This is a genomic window from Methanococcoides alaskense (genome assembly GCF_027594145.1).
Classification (GTDB): Archaea; Halobacteriota; Methanosarcinia; order Methanosarcinales; family Methanosarcinaceae; genus Methanococcoides; species Methanococcoides alaskense.
The window spans coordinates 160,339-177,879 of sequence record NZ_JAQFFK010000005.1; the positions used below are offsets into that span (position 1 = coordinate 160,339).

Sequence of the window (17,541 nt, forward strand, 5' to 3'; positions counted from 1 at the left end):
ACATGTCTGAAAATACATCATCCATTGTCTCTAAAGTGTGGAGTTTCTGTAATGTCCTGCGTGACGGGGGAGTGAGCTATGGCGATTATCTGGAGCAGTTGACATATCTCATATTCCTGAAGATGGCAGAGGAGTACAGGAAGCCTCCTTATGATCGGGATATCGGGATTCCGGAGGAATATAGGTGGGATGTGTTGAAGCAAAAGCGTGGGGCTGAGCTTGACACTCATTACAAGATGCTTCTGGAAGAGCTGGCGAAAAAGCCGGGGATGCTCGGGCAGATCTTCCTTAAGGCACAGAACAAGGTAAGCGATCCTGCTATGCTTTACAAGGTCATTGACATGATCGATAAGGAAAGCTGGGTGATGATGGGAGTTGACACCAAGGGCGAGATCTACGAGGGGCTTTTGCAGAAGAATGCAGAGGATACTAAAAGCGGGGCCGGGCAGTATTTCACTCCGCGACCGCTCATCAGGACGATGGTTGAATGCCTGCGTCCTGAACCCATGAAAACAATAGGTGACCCCTGCTGTGGTACAGGTGGTTTCTTTTTGGCAGCCTATGACTTCCTTACATTGCATAATCAGATGGACCGGGAACAGAGCAGGTTCCTGAAGAACAAGACCTTTGGTGGCAATGAGATAGTCGCCGGAACCCGAAGGCTGGCACTGATGAACCTGTTCCTGCACAACATCGGGGAGATCGACGGGGAACCTTCTATATCCAATTCTGATGCACTAATAGCTGATTCAGGGGAACGTTATGATTACATTCTTACCAATCCACCATTTGGTAAGAAGAGCAGCATGACCTTCACCAACGATGCAGGAGAGCTTGAAAAAGAAGACCTCACCTACAACCGTCAGGATTTCTGGGTAACCACAGGCAACAAGCAGCTCAACTTTGTGCAGCACATCCACACCATCCTCAAAGCAGGCGGTCAGGCAGCAGTGGTCCTTCCGGATAATGTTCTCTTCGAAGGCGGTGCAGGGGAGGTCTTGCGCAAGAAGCTCCTTGAGACCACCGACCTGCATACGATCCTTCGCCTGCCCACAGGCATCTTCTATGCGAATGGTGTAAAGGCTAACGTGCTTTTCTTTGAAGCAAAACCCGCAGCTAAAGAGCCGTGGACAAAGGAAGTATGGATATACGACTACCGGACCAACGTACATCACACGCTTAAAAAGAACCCTCTGAAATTCTCCGATCTGGAAGACTTTATCCAGTGCTACAATACTGAAGACCGCTTCGATCGTCAGGAAAGCTGGAGCGAAGAAACTCCGGAAGGAAGATTCCGTAAGTTCACTTATGATGAGATCGTGGCAAGGGATAAGACGAATCTGGATATATTCTGGCTCAAGGACGCAAGTCTTGCTGATCTCGATAACCTGCCTGATCCTGATATTCTCGCAAATGAGATCATCGAGAATATCGAAGCATCACTTGAAAGCTTCAAGGAGATCATGGTAGTGATCAATGGAGAGTGAGGTCTGATGTTGTTGTCTGCTTATGCAGGCAGCCCTTTTTCTTTCAGGGATCGATTTTCACTATCATGTCTTATTTTGTAAAAAAGCAAAAAAGTAAAAAGTACGTCCCCTGCATTAATTCTTCAATGCAAAGTACATACTTCCCATTGCTACCAGTGTAACCAGAAGGCCGATGATCCCGCCTACAAATGGTATTTCTGTAAGGATCAGTACTATAAGGAGGCCGACTGCCAGTGTGGTCCACTGGTTATATTTGAAGCCTGCTTTTTTGAACGTTACCTCTCCGAGCCACATTGCAGTGTATATCTTTGCGATCATCAGGACGATGGCCAAGAGCAATAGCAGGAAGAGTGCAATTGGGATGCCGATGATGGTTATTAGCAGGACAATTGCTCCTATGAATGAGCCTATCAGTATCAGCAGTCCTACTGCGATCTTCTTCAAAGGTTCTTCCTGTATTTTCTTTGCGATCTCTTCGGTCTTTTCCGGGAAGACCAGGATGGACATTACTCCCAGAGCGAACAGGAATATGTAATATGAGATCTTGCCAACGATAGCTATCCCTTTGAATATTCCATCAGCATCGGACCTGTCATCGCGCTCTCCTCCCTTGTCAAATTTGATATCTTCCCCTACAACACCGGCAGGTATTGGTATTTCTTCGGGGGTGGTGTATTCCAGGTTACCTTTTACGCTTGAATCAGGCTGGATCGTTATATCGGGTGAATCCAGTTTTGCATCTCCTTCGACATTACCTGAGAGCACCAGTGAACCTGCTGAGACCTCTAGTAAGCCTCCGAAGTTTCCTCCAAGATCGGCATCGCCACTTCTTATGGTCGTATCACCGCCAATGTTTGCATTCTCAGTTGTGGACACTGTGCCGGCAGCTACCAGAAGATCGTCACCTATCTGGCCGCTAAGTTCGAATGATCCACAGGCGACCCTTACATCATCGCCGATAATGCCTGTAATTGTCACATCACCTGCAGTAACAATGAGATCCCCGGAAACGTTCCCGTTGATCTGCACAGTACCTCCGGCAGCCACGACATCCCCAAGGACATCCCCATTCACTATCAGGGTGTCACCTGCAATGTAAACATCATCTTCGACCGTTTCATTGATGACTACCAGGCTACCGCTCTCGAACATACTGGATGCGCTTGCATTAGATGTTAAAGATAACAATAAGAATACAATGACGCATATCATCCATAGACTATCTTTCAATTTCATATGACCCCACCTTTCAATTTTTAATGTAAAGTTTGATATTAATGACTATTAAATGTTTCTGAATTTTGAATAACTCATTTAAAAATTGGTGGAGTGTTGACAGATGCATCTAATCTGGAACCTGTCGGAATACCAATGATAAAAGATGATTTCGAACATTATAAACAATTTGTTCTATTAATTGATGATCGATGAAAAAAATGATCTGGTAAGTTGTTGATGTATCAGCATGCTGAAACTTTGAAGTTCCAGACATGCCAATACGGTTAGCCCCCACGACTTTTCAACCCCGAAAAGTTAAGGCCTTTCGACAATATTGCTTTAGGTCAAGAGAAACGGCATAACTCTTAACCTTTACTTAATATATAAGTTTTTTAGTACTTAAAGTAAATGCCATTAAAAAAGAATGTATTTTTAATAAAATTGCAAAAAAATAATACTATTTATAAGTTATTGCATTTTATTGTCTAAACTTCTAATGCGGTGAATTCTATTTTTTTGTTATTGGCACTTATAATGATACATCCCGCTCAATTAAATTGCTCTTATATATCATGGAAGACTAAATTTATTTGAGTGTGGGAAAACTTCAGCAATTTATAGATATTGTCACGATGGGTACATATAAATAAGAACTGAAGTAAAGTTACAGACTGTTAACACCGTTAACCACACATCAGAGCCGGATAATCTTGCCGGTACATGTACAGAAAGCCGAAAGCGATGGGAATTTGTAGTTTTTAAGCTTCACATATCCCGAACGAACAGGTGGTAACTGAATTGGATGAACAGATGAACAAAAAATATCTCGCCAACAAATTATTTGAAACCCAGTTTGCACTGGAAGATCTCAGGGAGATAGTCAGGCAGTCTCTACCTACGGGTATGAGTAATGATCAGTCTGAACGCTACGATGAGATCGTCTCTGGTCTTGGCGGCCTTCTTGAGGATCTTGGTAAAAAGAATGGTCAAACACAACCCGTAAAGATCGTGGGTGACCTTATGTGCCGGACAAGGGAAGAGGAGTTCATAAATATCCAGCCTATCCAGGCCGGAGGAAGACTGACCCCTGAAGCACGTAAAGCGGTCATAGCCTATGGGGATGGATACTCTACCTGTGACAACTGCCGAAAACCGTTCAGGCTTGATAAGATCGAAAAACCTTCGATATCGACCTTCCACACGGACCTTGCAGAGTTTGTAGGGATGGACCAGGCACGTGTGGTTCCCGGTGCAAGAAGGGGATTCCAGGCTGTTGCTTCATCAATTATTGAAAAAGGTGACACTGTGGTCGTATCGGCATTTGCTCATTATACTGAGTTCCTTGCCGTGGAAGGTGCCGGAGGTATCGTAAGGGAAGCTCCTGTGAACGAACATAACATTCTCACGGCAGAATCAGTTGCTCACAAGATCGATGAAGTGAAGAGAGAGACCGGAAAACTTCCAGCTCTCATAATGATCGATCACTTCGATTACCTGTTCTGTAATGAACACGACATCTATGGTATCGGAAAGGTGGCACAGGAATACGGTATCCCATTTCTCTACAATGGTGCATACACTGTGGGCATAATGCCGGTAAATGGCAAAAAGATAGGTGCGGATTTCGTGGTAGGTTCAGGCCATAAGAGCATGGCATCAGTAGCTCCTTCAGGAGTGCTGGCGACCACTGAAGAATGGGCTGACAAGATATTCAGGACCACACAAATGGTCGGGGATGTTACCGGAAGAAAATTCGGTATAAAAGAGGTCGAGTTCCTTGGATGCACACTGATGGGAGCTCCATTGCTGTCAATGATGGCATCGTTCCCGCATGTGAAGGAAAGGACAAAGCACTGGGACGAGGAAGTCAAAAAGTCCAACTACTTCATTAACGAGTTCCTGAGGATAGAAGGAAATGAAGTGCTTAGCGAGTTCCCGAGAAAGCATGCTCTTTCCAAAGTGGATACCACCGGAAGCTTCGACAAGGTGGCAAAAACACACAAACGTAAGGGATACTTCTTCAGTGACGAACTGAAGAAACATGGAATCGCAGGCGAGTTCCCTGGTGCTACAAGAAGCTGGAAAATGAGCACATACGGACTTTCGTGGGATCAGATACACTATCTCTCCGATTCATTCATCGAGATAGCTGAGAAATACAATATTAACATTAACTGAGGTACAAACAATGACTGACAAAACCTATGGATTAGACACAATAGCATTACACGGGGGGCATGTGCCAGATGCGACAGGATCAAGAGCTGTTCCCATTTATCAGACAGCAGCATACGTTTTCAATGATGCTGAGCATGCAGCGAACCTTTTTGCCCTGAAGGCATTCGGGAACATCTACACACGTCTGATGAACCCTACCACCGATGTTCTTGAAAAGAGGGTAGCTGCCATTGAGGGCGGTACAGGTGCATTGGGTGTAGCTTCAGGCATGTCTGCCATCACTCTTGCAGCCCTTGCGGTAACACAGCTTGGGGATGAGATAGTTTCTGCAAATAATCTCTATGGTGGCACGTACCAGCTCTTCAATCACACTTTCCCCAAACTTGGCAGGAAAGTACATTTCGTTGATTCAACAAAACCGGAAGAATTCGAAAAGGCCATTACTGAGAAGACACGTGCCATCTATGTCGAGATAATCGGAAACCCAAAGCTGGATATCCCTGATCTTGAAAAGATAGCTGAGATCGCTCACAATGCTGGTGTTCCTCTCATTGTGGACAACACCGTAGGTGTGGGCATTGTAAAACCTATCGATCATGGTGCCGATATCGTGGTCCTGTCCGCTACCAAGTTCCTCGGTGGGCATGGTACTTCCATTGGTGGAATAATAGTCGATTCCGGAAATTTCAGCTGGGACAACGGCAAGTTCCCGGAGTTTACCGACCCTGACCCCAGTTACCATGGTCTGAAGTTCTGGGAATCATTCGGCAATATTCCCGGAATGGGAAATCTTGCTTTTATCCTGAGGGTACGCACACAACTTTTACGTGACCTGGGGCCTGCAATGAGCCCATTCAATGCGTTCCAGTTCATACAGGGCGTGGAAACACTATCTTTACGTGTGCAAAGACACGGTGAGAATGCTCTGGCGGTTGCCCGACACCTTAACTCACACCCGCTTGTTGAATGGGTGAACTACCCAGGTCTTGAAGACCATCCATCCCATGAACTTGCACAGAAGTACCTCAAAGGTAGTTATGGTGCTATTCTTGGGTTCGGTGTGAAAGGCGGCCTTGAAGCAGGCAAGAAGTTCATCGAGAACGTTGAGTTGCTTTCACATCTTGCGAACATCGGGGATGCAAAGACACTTGTGATCCATCCTGCATCCACTACACACCAGCAGCTTACAAAGGAAGAGCGTGAACAGACCGGTGTGACAGATGATTTTATAAGGATGTCTGTCGGATTGGAGGATATAGCTGACATTATAGCTGATATAGATCAGGCGTTGGAGAGGTCGCAGTAAGTATGAGTGAAAGGTCTGTAGGAATTGTATCAACGAACTACCATACCATAGAAGGTGAGTTCCAGTTAGAAGGCGGTCATACCCTGAAGAACATCAGGGTGGCCTATGAGACCTATGGTAATCTCAATAAGGAGAAAAGTAATGCGATCCTTGTCTGCCATGCTCTAACAGGCGATGCACACGCAGCAGGCAGGCACAGTGGCGATGACAAAAAACCGGGATGGTGGGATGACATCATCGGTCCCGGAAAGGCCCTTGACACTGACAGGTATTTCGTGATCTGTTCCAATGTTCTGGGCGGCTGTAAGGGTACTACCGGACCGGCTTCCCTCGATACTGACACGGGCCGGCAATATGGTATCACTTTTCCGGTCATAACGATCGGGGATATGGTGAACGTCCAGAAAGAGCTGATATCCTACCTCGGTATTTCCACTCTCTTTTCAGTAGTTGGTGGTTCCATGGGCGGTATGCAGACGCTTCAATGGTGTGTTGCCTATCCTGAGTTTGTAAAGAAAGTTGTGGTCATTGCTTCTACTGCGATTTCATCACCTCAGCAGATAGCTTTCAATGAGGTTGGCAGGAATGCCATTATCTCTGATCCAGACTGGAATGGAGGGGACTATTACGATGGCGAACCCCCTGTAAATGGTCTTTCCACTGCAAGGATGATCGCTCACATCACATATCTTAGCGATGCTTCCATGCATGAGAAGTTTGGACGGAAATTGCAACAGGGTGAAAGCTACAAGTTCGATATGTCCAATGATTTTCAGGTGGAGAGCTATCTGAGATATCAGGGAGACACATTTACCGGCAGGTTCGATGCCAATTCCTATCTTTATGTTACAAAAGCTGTGGATTATTTCGACCTTTCAAAGAACGGTTCTCTGGCAGAAGGCCTGAAAAATGTACAGGCAAAGATGCTGGTAATTTCAATAACTTCCGACTGGCTTTATTCGCCATATCATTCAAGAAAGATAGTCGAAGGTCTTACTGTAAAGGAACATGATGTAAGTTATCGCGAGATAGAATCCAGCTATGGCCACGATGCTTTCCTGCTTGAAAGCGGCCAGATCAATTATGTCATCAACAATTTCCTGACTCACACATCCGTTGCTGATGTAATGACCGAAAAGGTTGCTACCATCAGGGAAGGTGTGAGCATAGAAACAGCTGCAAAGGTCATGTTCGAGGAGGCCCTTACTCATTTGCCTGTCGTTAATGAGAACGGCTGTCTTGTTGGTATCGTCACTTCCTGGGATATCTCAAAAGCGGTCGCATTAAAGTGTGACAAGCTGGAGAATATAATGACCAGGGATGTTCTGACGGCTTCCCCTGATGAACCGATAGTAGCTGCTGCCAAGAGACTGGAACGCCACAGCATCTCGGCTTTGCCTGTAGTGGGCGAGAAGAAAAGACTTATTGGTATCATCGATAGTGAGGACATCAACCGACTGATCGGTTGATCATTTTGTTTTCTATTTTTTAGACTTTTACAGGTATTTGATCTACTACAGTATGAGTTCTGAAAAGAAAAAAGAAGAATGAATAAAAAAGAAATTCATTCCATTTCTTTTTCGGTTTCCAATACCTTCAATGATATCTTCATCACAGAATCCGGGTTGAGCGAGATCGATTCGATACCTTCTCTCACAAGGAACTCTGCAAATTCGGGGAAATCACTGGGTGCCTGACCACAAATTCCACTGTGTTTGCCATTCCTCTTTGCTCCCTGAACTGCCATGGAGACCATTTTCTTGACAGCTTCATCCCTTTCATCAAAGGACGAGGCTAATATCTCAGAATCCCTGTCCACTCCAAGGGTTAGCTGGGTAAGGTCATTGGAGCCAATGGAAAAACCATCGAAGTATTTGCTGAACTCATCTATCAACAGCACATTGCTTGGTATCTCACACATGACATATACCTGCAGGCCGTTCTCCCCTCTTTCCAGACCGTTCTTTTTCATTTCCGCGATAACTTTTTCCGCTTCTTCCACACGCCTGCAGAAAGGTATCATAAGGATCAGATTTGTAAGTCCCATCTCATCCCTTACCTTCTTCATGGCCTTGCACTCAAGCGCGAAGCCTTCCCTGTAGCGCTCATCATAATAGCGGGATGCTCCCCTGAAACCTATCATGGGGTTGCTCTCTTCGAACTCGAAATATTTCCCGCCGATCAGGCTTGCATACTCGTTCGATTTAAAATCGCTCATGCGCACAACCACAGGTTTCGGATAGAATGAAGCCACAATGGTCGCTACACCCTGGGAAAGCTTTTCCACGAAATAGTCTTCCTTGCTCTTGTACCCGGCTGTGAGTTTCTCAATTTCCTCAAGCACACTTTCATCTTCAACCTTTTCAGGATGTATCAGTGCCATTGGGTGGACCTTGATGTAACTCGAGATGATGAACTCAAGTCTTGCGAGTCCGATACCATCGTTCGGTATCATGGAAAGGGAAAAGGCCTCTTCCGGATTGCCGAGGTTCATCATCATCTCGGTCTTTGTCTTTCCCAGACCCTTGAGGTCAACGGTCTCTATGTGGAAAGGCAGTATGCCTTCGTAGACCCTGCCAATATCTCCCTCAGCACAGCTGACTGTGACATCCATCCCGTTCTTTAGTTTTTCAGTAGCATCTTGTGCACCCACTACTGCCGGAACTCCAAGCTCACGGCTGACGATAGCTGCATGGCATGTCCTTCCACCTTTATTGGTGATGATGGCAGCCGCACGTTTCATGATAGGTTCCCAGTCAGGAGTGGTCGTATCAGCCACCAGTATCTCCCCATGTTTGAAAGAAGAAAGTTTGGACACGTCATCGATCACATGCACTGTACCAGTTGCTATCTTGTCACCTACACTTCTGGCAGTGACGAGAACATCCGACCTCTCATCAAGGAAATATGTCTCAAGTACATCCTTTCTTTTCCTTGACTGCACGGTCTCCGGTCTTGCCTGTACAATGAACAGCTCATCTGTGTTACCGTCCTTAGCCCATTCTATATCCATGGGTACGGCCTGACCTTTCTTTTTAGAATAGTGTTTCTCAATGGTTGCAGCATATTTTGCAAGCAGGAGTATCTCATCATCGTTGATGCAGAACTTTCTCTGGTCTGCAAGTGGGACTTCCACATTGCGGGTAAGAATACGGGAATCCCCACGTCCGTATATCATCTTTATCTCTTTACTGCCCATCCTTTTCTTGATTATAGGCATGTAGCCTTCTTTTAAGGTGGGTTTGAAGACGTAGAACTCATCCGGATTGACAAGTCCCTGTACGATGTTCTCCCCAAGGCCGTAAGCGCCGGTTATGAATACAACATCCTCGAATCCGGATTCGGTGTCTATGGTGAATATGACCCCGCTGGATGCAAGGTCTGAGCGTACCATCTTCATGACGCCTATTGACAGGCCGACCTTGAAGTGATCGAACTTATGGTGCACACGGTAGGATATCGCCCTGTCTGTGAAAAGAGAAGCCAGGCACCGGTTACATGCATCTTTCAGGGAGTGGTAGCCGTGTACATTGAGGTAAGTTTCCTGCTGCCCTGCAAATGAAGCATCAGGAAGGTCCTCTGCTGTTGCAGAACTGCGAACTGCCACATCGGTCTCAGTTCCATACTCTTCGCTCAGCTTGTCGTAAGCTTCTTTGATCTCTTCCCAGAGATCATCCGGTATCCCTGCATCGAGTACTATGCTCCTTGCTTTTTTCCCTCTTTCAGCAAGGTCAGTGACATCGTTTGTATCAAGTCCTTCCAGACTATCCTTGAGTTCTTGCAACACACCTGCAGATTCCAGGACGTGCCAGTAAGCATCCGCTGTAACTGCAAAACCGTTTGGTATCTTAATATCCTTCCCTGTCAGTTCCCGGTACATCTCACCGAGTGAGGCATTTTTACCTCCGACAGAAGGTATATCCTCTATACGTATCTCTTCGAACCATCGAATGTATTTACTATCTCCCATTGATTAACCCCCAGTTATTAGAATGAATTATTCTTTTTAACTGTTAATAAGATTAATTTTTAAGAGTATTAGAGTTTTTGGAGAAATGGAGGTAGTTGATAGATTTGATTCCAAAAGAAGATGCATGGAGTAAAAGCTGATCACTTTTAGTATCCATGCAATTGCTATTCTAATTTCACTCTGATAAGACCACGATCTTCAAAGTTCCGCTTTGTGGCGGTAAACTTGCTGTGACCATTGGTCCATAGTAAGCTTCTATCCTCATTCCTTCAGTCAGGTCTTCAATGGTAAGTTCGTTCCCATTGCTGTCTGTGATGGTTGTTTCCTGACCGATACTCAGGTAGATGTCACATGGATATCCTTCGCCTATCTCAACATCGTCCTCATCCAGAAGGATAACTGTGCTGCTGGTCCATTTTTCAGTTCCAAGAATTGTCCCGGTAGTCTTTACAGGCTGTGGAACACCTGGTTGATCGTTCTCATCAAGTACAACAATGCTAACTGCTACACTCTGTGCTGGTAGGCTTCTGGTTGTAGCAGGTCCGTAATATGCTTCTATCCTTGTTTCTTCAGTAAGGTCTTCAATGGTTAGTTCATTCCCATTGCTGTCTTTAATGGTGGTTTCCTGGCTGATCTTCAGATAGATGTCACATGGATAACCTTCACCAATATCGCTCTCATCCTGGTCCAGAAGGAGAACTGTTGTATTATCCCATGTTTCGATTCCGATGATAGTAGCAATGGTATTCAGAGGCTGCATTTTGTCGTTGTTTCCACCATCAACAGCAGGTGAATTTTCGGATTCCAGTCCACCGTTATCTATCAGTATCTTCTCATCAGCGTCAGCATTCATTATCATGGCACCGGCAGATATTACTGCGAGTACCGTGAGTACAAGTAATGGTATGTATGTGTTTTTCATTTTGTCACCTTGGATCATATGATGTCAGTAATTGGCTTCAGGTGATAGAATGAGTACTTCTTATATATCCATTACTTTAACTACAGTTCAATTTGTAGTCTTCTGAATGCGTTTTTTAAAAAAAGAAGGCGATTTGACTCCGCCTTTAATCGCCCTTTTTCGATTCCCTTATCTCCCTTATACGCCTTACTGCAATTTCTCCAAGGAACAGCAATAACGCAGCGATCAGGAAGTAGAGTTTCTGGCTTTCGGACCTTTGTACACTCTTAAGGGAATTTCCTCTTGCATCAGTTAACAGGAGGGCAAGAGCTTCATTTTCGGTGTATGTCTTACCACCATTTGCTTTGATGAATACAGGAAGGTCCTCATTTATACCGACATCACGGTATTCGATGGCATAGTTCACAGCTATCGGATAGCCTGAGACATCGTGGAAACCAATACTGTTCGGGTCGATCGTGGTCTCATAGGTACTCTTGCCGGTGACCGCAAGTTCAAGGGTATTTCCTTTGTATCTCAATACAGGTGTGTTCCCATCGTAATGGGTTATGTAAAGCGTAGCAGGGGTGTCGAACCACGTATCCTCAGCTTCAACAACAGTGCCTTCCTCGACCTGTGGATTGCCGATAGCCCAGTTTATAGTAGATGATATGAGCTTTGAATTGTTACCCGAATACATCTGGGAAGCCCATACGTTCTGCCCACCTCTACCGTTATCTGTAGTTATGGCTGCTACCCTGCCAAGCCCGTATCTCCATGTGGTCACTACAGGTTTGCCGGTGGCTGTAATGATTATTCTGTCTGCACCTGGTTTTGGGGTAACGTCATTATAGCCTGTGATATTACCTGCGATCTCGATGTTACGGGTAATGAAGTGATTTGGATTGTATTCTATAAGTGGGAAGGATGTTATTTGTGGGATATCGTCTGTTTCTTCTTCGGGTATCTCTTGATCCTCGAAGACAAGGTTCGCACGTTCACCCTTCTCAATAAAGAAATAAGTTCCGTCCACACTCTTCATTAATTCTTCGGAATAACGGTTTCCAGATTTGTCATACTGTGAAGGAGCAGCCTGTTCATGAATGTGGATGAAATAGAAATCGATCCCTTCATCGTGTATCTCTTCTACGACTGCAAGACTTTCATCATATGATTGCCCGAAACCACCATCTGATACTATTATAATGTCAAGTTCTCCGGATTCGGTCTCAAGCCATTCCTGTGCTATTAGAAGACCTTGATCAAGAGATGTATCACTTGTAGCACCCGGGACAAGTGAACTGATACTTTCTTCAAGCTTTTCAAGATTTGAATGTGTTCCAAGATATACCAGACCATCGGAAACATCGACACCTTCACTACCGAATGCGATTACTCCAGCATATGCATCTCTGAGGTTCTCGTTCTCAAGTATGAATATGGAATTGCCTAGAATATCAGAAAGCGTTTCATGAGCAGATGTGCTTTGGGAAACATCCAGTACAAGAACAATGCTTCTGCCACCTTTCCAGTCAGTTGGTCTTGAAGCTACAGGAAGTAATTCCTCTAAGGAAGAATCAAGATAGTTCCCACGATCGAACGAAGCCTCGCCACCTACCAGGACAAGTCCATTGCCTTGAGATACGTATTCCTTTAGTTCATCAATGTCACTTTCTGATAGTTCTCTCATGTTGACATTATCAAGCACGACAGTTTTCTTATTGTCAAGATCGGTGAATTCCTTTGAATTCGATACATCGTACAGGTTGTACAGGATATTGCCAAGGGGTGCACCTGTATCGCTTGTGATCAGATTGATATTAGGTTTTGGAACAACGTAGATGGATTTGTAGTAAACGTTGTTGATATCATCTTTATCCTCGGTCAGAGGGCTCAGTTCCACTCTCATCTCCTGAGCACCCAGCTTCTTGAAAGTATATGGAACACGAATTGTCCTAGTGCGTGTTTCCTGTGAGAAAGTGCCACTTCTGATGAGGGTGTCTCCTGCATAGACCTCAAAGCTGTATCTGATCTCACCTTCTTCTGCCTGGGATACCAGTATATCGAACTGGTTCTCGTTCCCGATGACCACGGTCTTGTCCCCAAGCATCTGGACAGTTATATCATTCACTTTGAGGTCTGGTGCAACGGAGTAAACGGTCGTACCCATTTCTTTTGCATACTCGAGAGATTCGTCGATGTCTTTTCCAAAATTGTTGTTTCCGTCACTGACGAGCACTATCTGGTTGTCTCCGGTGGAATATTGCTCGATTGCATCTCCAAGGGACGTGCTCTCGCCGGTCAGGCGGATGAACGTTGTCGGAGTATTGGCTGTAAGTGACTCATATACGTTCATTCCCACACCTTCTTCGAAAAGGCTCATACTGGCGGTCTCATCAGAGATCACCACAAGGCTCGGGTTCTCGTCACTTGTCACATCACTGACAATGGCAGTGGGAGAGGCAAGTGCGATGACCAGAAGTGAAAGCACTATCATGCGTGAGATGATAATTGGTCTTCTTGCTCCTTCCCTTAAGAAGAAAAGGCCTCCTATTATTACAGGCAGTATCAATGCAAACATCAATGGTTGTTCGAACGTGAAGGTCATAGTTCACCCCGGTTTCTAATGATAAGGATCTCAAGGACTACCAGCAGCATTGCAATGATAATAAGGTAGATATCAACGTATTTATTTGCAGTATATGTGGTCTGTCGGATGGTATCACCGCCTTCATTCGATGTTGCTCTTTCAAGGACGTTCGAGGAGTCTACTGTTGTATCGGACTCCATATCATCGTAAAGGTTCACAGCTATTCTTTTGCCAGCAACCTCATAAACGCCCACTTCATCATAGAGCAATCTGCTCGTGGTTATAGAACCTGAAGGGGTTGTAACCTCCTGCTCCTTTGACAATGCTGAAACAGCACCAGTCTGGACATTGTAATCCCCTATGTCGCCAGTACCTCCAAGCCATGCGATAACCTTTGCCCAGAACACAGGATATTCTGGAAGGTTGTGGAAGTTGTTCCATGCTTCCTCTCCGAGCATATCGCTTAATCCGAGGTACATGACAGTACCGTCACCTACATTCCAATATGCAAGCATCGGTACATCCGAGGGGGTATCAACAAGGGACACTGCATCGGACCTTATGGTCGAATTCAGATAAGTATAGACTGCAATATCCTCGAACTTCACTTCCTCTGTGAGCCTCGTATCCTGTTCGACCTTCAATGCCACACCTTTACTGCTCTCTGAGGTGGTGATGATCTTTACAGGAAGCAATTGCATGAGGTCGATGTTCGCATTCTTCGGGTCAAGTGTGGGCGAGGCGATAACAAGCACGTTCCCACCGTTCTCAATGAAAGTGCTAAGCCTTGCAGCTTCTTCAGAGGTTATTGCCCTTTGTTGTGTATCGACAACAATGACCTTATAATCACTAAGGTCAGCAGGCACATTATTGGATTGGGTGGCCTTTATGTTCGGCAACAGTGAAAGGGCAGTTCCCGAAGGTGATCCTTTAACATCGGTAACAAGAAGCAATTCGTTCTGCACATTTGCCGGAATTGATACATAGGCGACATTATCAACTGCAAGTTTATCTTCCCTGTCTATCTTGATTTCCGTAATACCGGTTCCAAGATCGGTCAGCTTGAACTGTTTAGTTGAAAATGGCCCGATATCGAATGTCACACTCTTTTTGTTCTGGCTCCCCGGCGTATCGATGATAATCTTGACGTTTTGTGTCGTTTCCATGTAGTTCTTGACAACACAGTTGTAGGTGTAACCGTTCTCCTCGGCATCGATCCAGCCTTGTATTATGCCTACATTGTCAGTTGGTGAACCTACCCTTACAAAGGTCACTTTTAATCCGTAGGATTCAGCAAGTCTCATGGCCGATACAGGGTCTTCTCCCTGCCAGTTAGTGAAATCTGATATGACCACGATCCTTCCTCCTTCATTGGAAAGGGTTCTCATGGCATTGGTAATTGCACTTGAGAGGTCTGCAACAGAGCCTTTCGGAGTAAGGCTGTCAAGGGCGTTCTTATTAGCGGAAGAACCACCGGCTTCCAGCACGTTCACCGGAATGTTCTCTGCGAGTATTATACTGTTCTTCTTACTGACATAGGTCTTAGCGATATCAGTGGCACTATCGAACCTGCCTTCAGTGTTCATACTGGCAGAGGCATCGATAACGAATATAGTATGTTCGCCGCTGAGTTCCTCTTCGGCGGTATAGAACGGCCCGGCTATAGCAACGGATATCAATATCAAAATGAGCAGTTGAGCAAGGAATATCGGGTCCTTTATAAGTCGCCTCAATGATGCAAATCTCTTCTTTTTCTGCTCCGCACGCATCAGGAACATAAGGGAAGGTATCTTCAGTTCCAGAGGTTTTGGGCGTAACAGGTACAATATGATAAGTGGGATTATACTTGCCAGGGCAGCAAGCCCGAGTATGTTTGCAAAAGGCATTACATATGCCTCCTGTTGATGGCATTGAAGAACGCTTCGAAGATGGGCGTATCAGTCGTGAATGTATATAGGTCAGCACCGACGTGGTTACAGATGTTCTGTATGCCATCGATGTGTGCCTGTAGCTCTTCCTGGTACTTATCCTTGAAATTATTACTAAGATATGTCTTCAGCTCATCATTGGTCTCAAGGTCCATCAGCTTGACATGACCGTGCATTGACAGATTGCTCTCGGAAGGGTCAAGCACCTGTATGAGAATAAGGTCATGGTTTGAAAGTCTGTAGATCGCCGATTCAATGGATTTGAGGTCTTCCATGAAATCTGAGATGATGATCACGAGTGAACGTGACTTTATCATTTTTTCATATAGCTGGACACATTGGCCAAGATCTGTCTGTCCTTTAAGCTCTACTTCGGCAAGTCTATCGATATCCCTTAATAAATGACGTCTTCCCCTGTGCGTCTGGGATATGGCAATATCTTCAGAGTAGGTAGATATGCCAAATTTATCGTTATCCTTTGTGACAAGGTATGCAAAGCCGGCGGCAAGCATGGCGCCATATTCGAACTTTGTGACAGTGTCAAGGGTATAGTCCATACTATTGCTTGAATCGAGAAGTATGTGTGTGGATACTGATTTGTCTTCTTCGAATTCCCTGACATAGAGCTTCTCTGACCTCGCATAAACGTTCCAGTCAATGGACTTGAGGTCATCTCCGTGGTGGTATTCCGTATACCCTATCGTATCGAGCCCCTGTCCCTTCCTGTTGGAGCGCCTGCTTCCTGCATAAGCACTGGAGACCCGCTTCCTTACCAGAAAAGTAAAGCGGTCAAGCTGGCGGAAGAAATCCACATCTATACGGTGTTTTCTGTCACTCATGGTTCAAGCATCATATTGGTGTTCGTAGGCTTTTCCTTCTCAGACTTACCGATGCTTATCATTTAATTTTGGCAAGTATTTCCTTTATCACATGATCCTGTGATATTCCACGCCTTTCAGATTCGAAAGTGAGGATGATCCTGTGCCTTAATACCGGATATGCCATTGCGTCAACATCTTCAACACTTACAAAGTTCCTGCCCCTAACCAATGCACGAGCCTTTGCTGCCAAAATAAGGCCGATGGATGCTCTGGGGGAAGCTCCGAACTCAATGAATTCCTTCCATGTGCGGGTTGCCATAATTATCTTGATAGCCCTTTCTTTTATATCATCTGCAATTGGCATATCCCTGGTGAGACGCTGGAGCTGTAGCACCATATTCTTGTTAAGCACTTTTTCCACATGCGGTTCATCAGACTTGGTGTAGCGTCTGACTATCTCTTTTTCTTCTTCAAATGAAGGATAGTCCAGAACGATCTTCAAAAGGAACCTGTCAAGCTGTGCTTCCGGCAATGGGAAAGTTCCTTCCATTTCTATAGGATTCTGGGTTGCAAGCAGGAAGAACGGTTTGTCAAGAATAAATGTATCGTTACCTACCGTGACCTGTTTCTCCTGCATGGCTTCAAGCAATGCAGATTGTGTCTTTGGGGATGCACGATTGATCTCATCGGCAAGGACGATGTTGGCAAAGACAGGTCCTGGCTCGAATTTGAACTCTTTTTTCCCTCCCGTCTCTTCAATAAAGTGTGTACCTGTGATATCTGCCGGCATAAGGTCCGGAGTACACTGGATCCTACTGAAACCAAGGTCCATTGTCTTGGAGATGGTGGAAACCGTAAGTGTTTTTCCAAGACCGGGGTTACTTTCCATCAGTGCGTGTCCGTTAGAAAGAATGGCAATGATTATCTGTTCTACCGTATCCTTTTGTCCTACTATGACCTTGGAGATCTCATTGAAAAGTGCTGAAAATGCATCACCAGCACCTCTGTAAGTCTGTTCAAGGTCTCCTGATCCTGCATCATTGGAATTCATGTGGTGTTCTCCTTATATTGCAATTGGTGAAATTGATTGGTGGTATAAATTGATCTGTTAATGTGATCCATCGATGAGCTTCGATGTTAAT

General features: G+C 45.2%; 11 protein-coding genes. 4 read left to right on the forward strand and 7 right to left on the reverse strand.

Features of this window, described 5'->3' with window-relative positions; all coding sequences use genetic code 11:
* Positions 1–2: 2 nt before the first annotated feature.
* Positions 3–1,487, forward strand: coding sequence for a type I restriction-modification system subunit M (locus tag PBV53_RS09100; protein ID WP_270096867.1), 1,485 nt, complete (start codon positions 3–5; stop codon positions 1,485–1,487).
* Positions 1,488–1,601: 114 nt separating this feature from the next.
* On the opposite strand, the gene PBV53_RS09105 is transcribed toward PBV53_RS09100, so the two are convergent.
* Positions 1,602–2,723 (reverse strand): DUF8173 domain-containing protein, encoded by a 1,122-nt coding sequence (locus PBV53_RS09105; protein WP_270096868.1) that lies wholly within the window; start codon positions 2,721–2,723, stop codon positions 1,602–1,604.
* Positions 2,724–3,503: 780 nt separating this feature from the next.
* Here PBV53_RS09105 and pscS point away from each other — a divergent pair.
* From pscS to metX, 3 genes are read left to right on the forward strand one after another with little or no spacing between them, the layout of a single operon-like run.
* Positions 3,504–4,883, forward strand: coding sequence for an O-phospho-L-seryl-tRNA:Cys-tRNA synthase (gene pscS / locus PBV53_RS09110; RefSeq protein ID WP_270096869.1), 1,380 nt, complete (start codon positions 3,504–3,506; stop codon positions 4,881–4,883).
* A 10-nt stretch (positions 4,884–4,893) separates the two neighbouring features.
* Entirely contained in the window at positions 4,894–6,189 is a 1,296-nt protein-coding gene (locus PBV53_RS09115; RefSeq protein ID WP_270096870.1) for an O-acetylhomoserine aminocarboxypropyltransferase/cysteine synthase family protein, read from the forward strand.
* A gap of 2 nt (positions 6,190–6,191) precedes the next feature.
* The gene (gene metX / locus PBV53_RS09120; RefSeq protein WP_270096871.1) at positions 6,192–7,658 is read left to right on the forward strand and encodes a homoserine O-acetyltransferase MetX; all 1,467 of its coding nucleotides are present in this window, start codon (positions 6,192–6,194) and stop codon (positions 7,656–7,658) included.
* A gap of 95 nt (positions 7,659–7,753) precedes the next feature.
* Here metX and ppsA read toward each other — a convergent pair whose 3' ends face one another.
* The 6 genes from ppsA to PBV53_RS09150 form a co-directional block, all read right to left on the reverse strand.
* Positions 7,754–10,159 carry a phosphoenolpyruvate synthase gene (ppsA, locus tag PBV53_RS09125; protein ID WP_270096872.1) on the reverse strand — a complete coding sequence of 802 codons (2,406 nt, stop codon included), beginning with the start codon at positions 10,157–10,159 and terminating at the stop codon, positions 7,754–7,756.
* 175 nt (positions 10,160–10,334) lie between these two features.
* Positions 10,335–11,081, reverse strand: a complete 747-nt coding sequence (locus PBV53_RS09130) for a hypothetical protein (protein WP_270096873.1) — start codon at positions 11,079–11,081, stop codon at positions 10,335–10,337.
* Positions 11,082–11,226: 145 nt separating this feature from the next.
* Positions 11,227–13,668, reverse strand: a complete 2,442-nt coding sequence (locus tag PBV53_RS09135; RefSeq protein WP_270096874.1) for a VWA domain-containing protein — start codon at positions 13,666–13,668, stop codon at positions 11,227–11,229.
* Positions 13,665–15,536: a DUF7408 domain-containing protein gene (locus PBV53_RS09140; RefSeq protein ID WP_270096875.1), complete on the reverse strand. Its 1,872-nt coding sequence runs from the start codon at positions 15,534–15,536 to the stop codon at positions 13,665–13,667. Before PBV53_RS09140 ends, PBV53_RS09135 begins: the two co-directional genes overlap by 4 nt.
* Positions 15,536–16,417, reverse strand: a complete 882-nt coding sequence (locus PBV53_RS09145) for a DUF58 domain-containing protein (protein WP_270096876.1) — start codon at positions 16,415–16,417, stop codon at positions 15,536–15,538. Before PBV53_RS09145 ends, PBV53_RS09140 begins: the two co-directional genes overlap by 1 nt.
* Positions 16,418–16,475: 58 nt before the next feature.
* Positions 16,476–17,450, reverse strand: a complete 975-nt coding sequence (locus tag PBV53_RS09150) for an AAA family ATPase (protein ID WP_270096877.1) — start codon at positions 17,448–17,450, stop codon at positions 16,476–16,478.
* Positions 17,451–17,541: the final 91 nt, after the last annotated feature.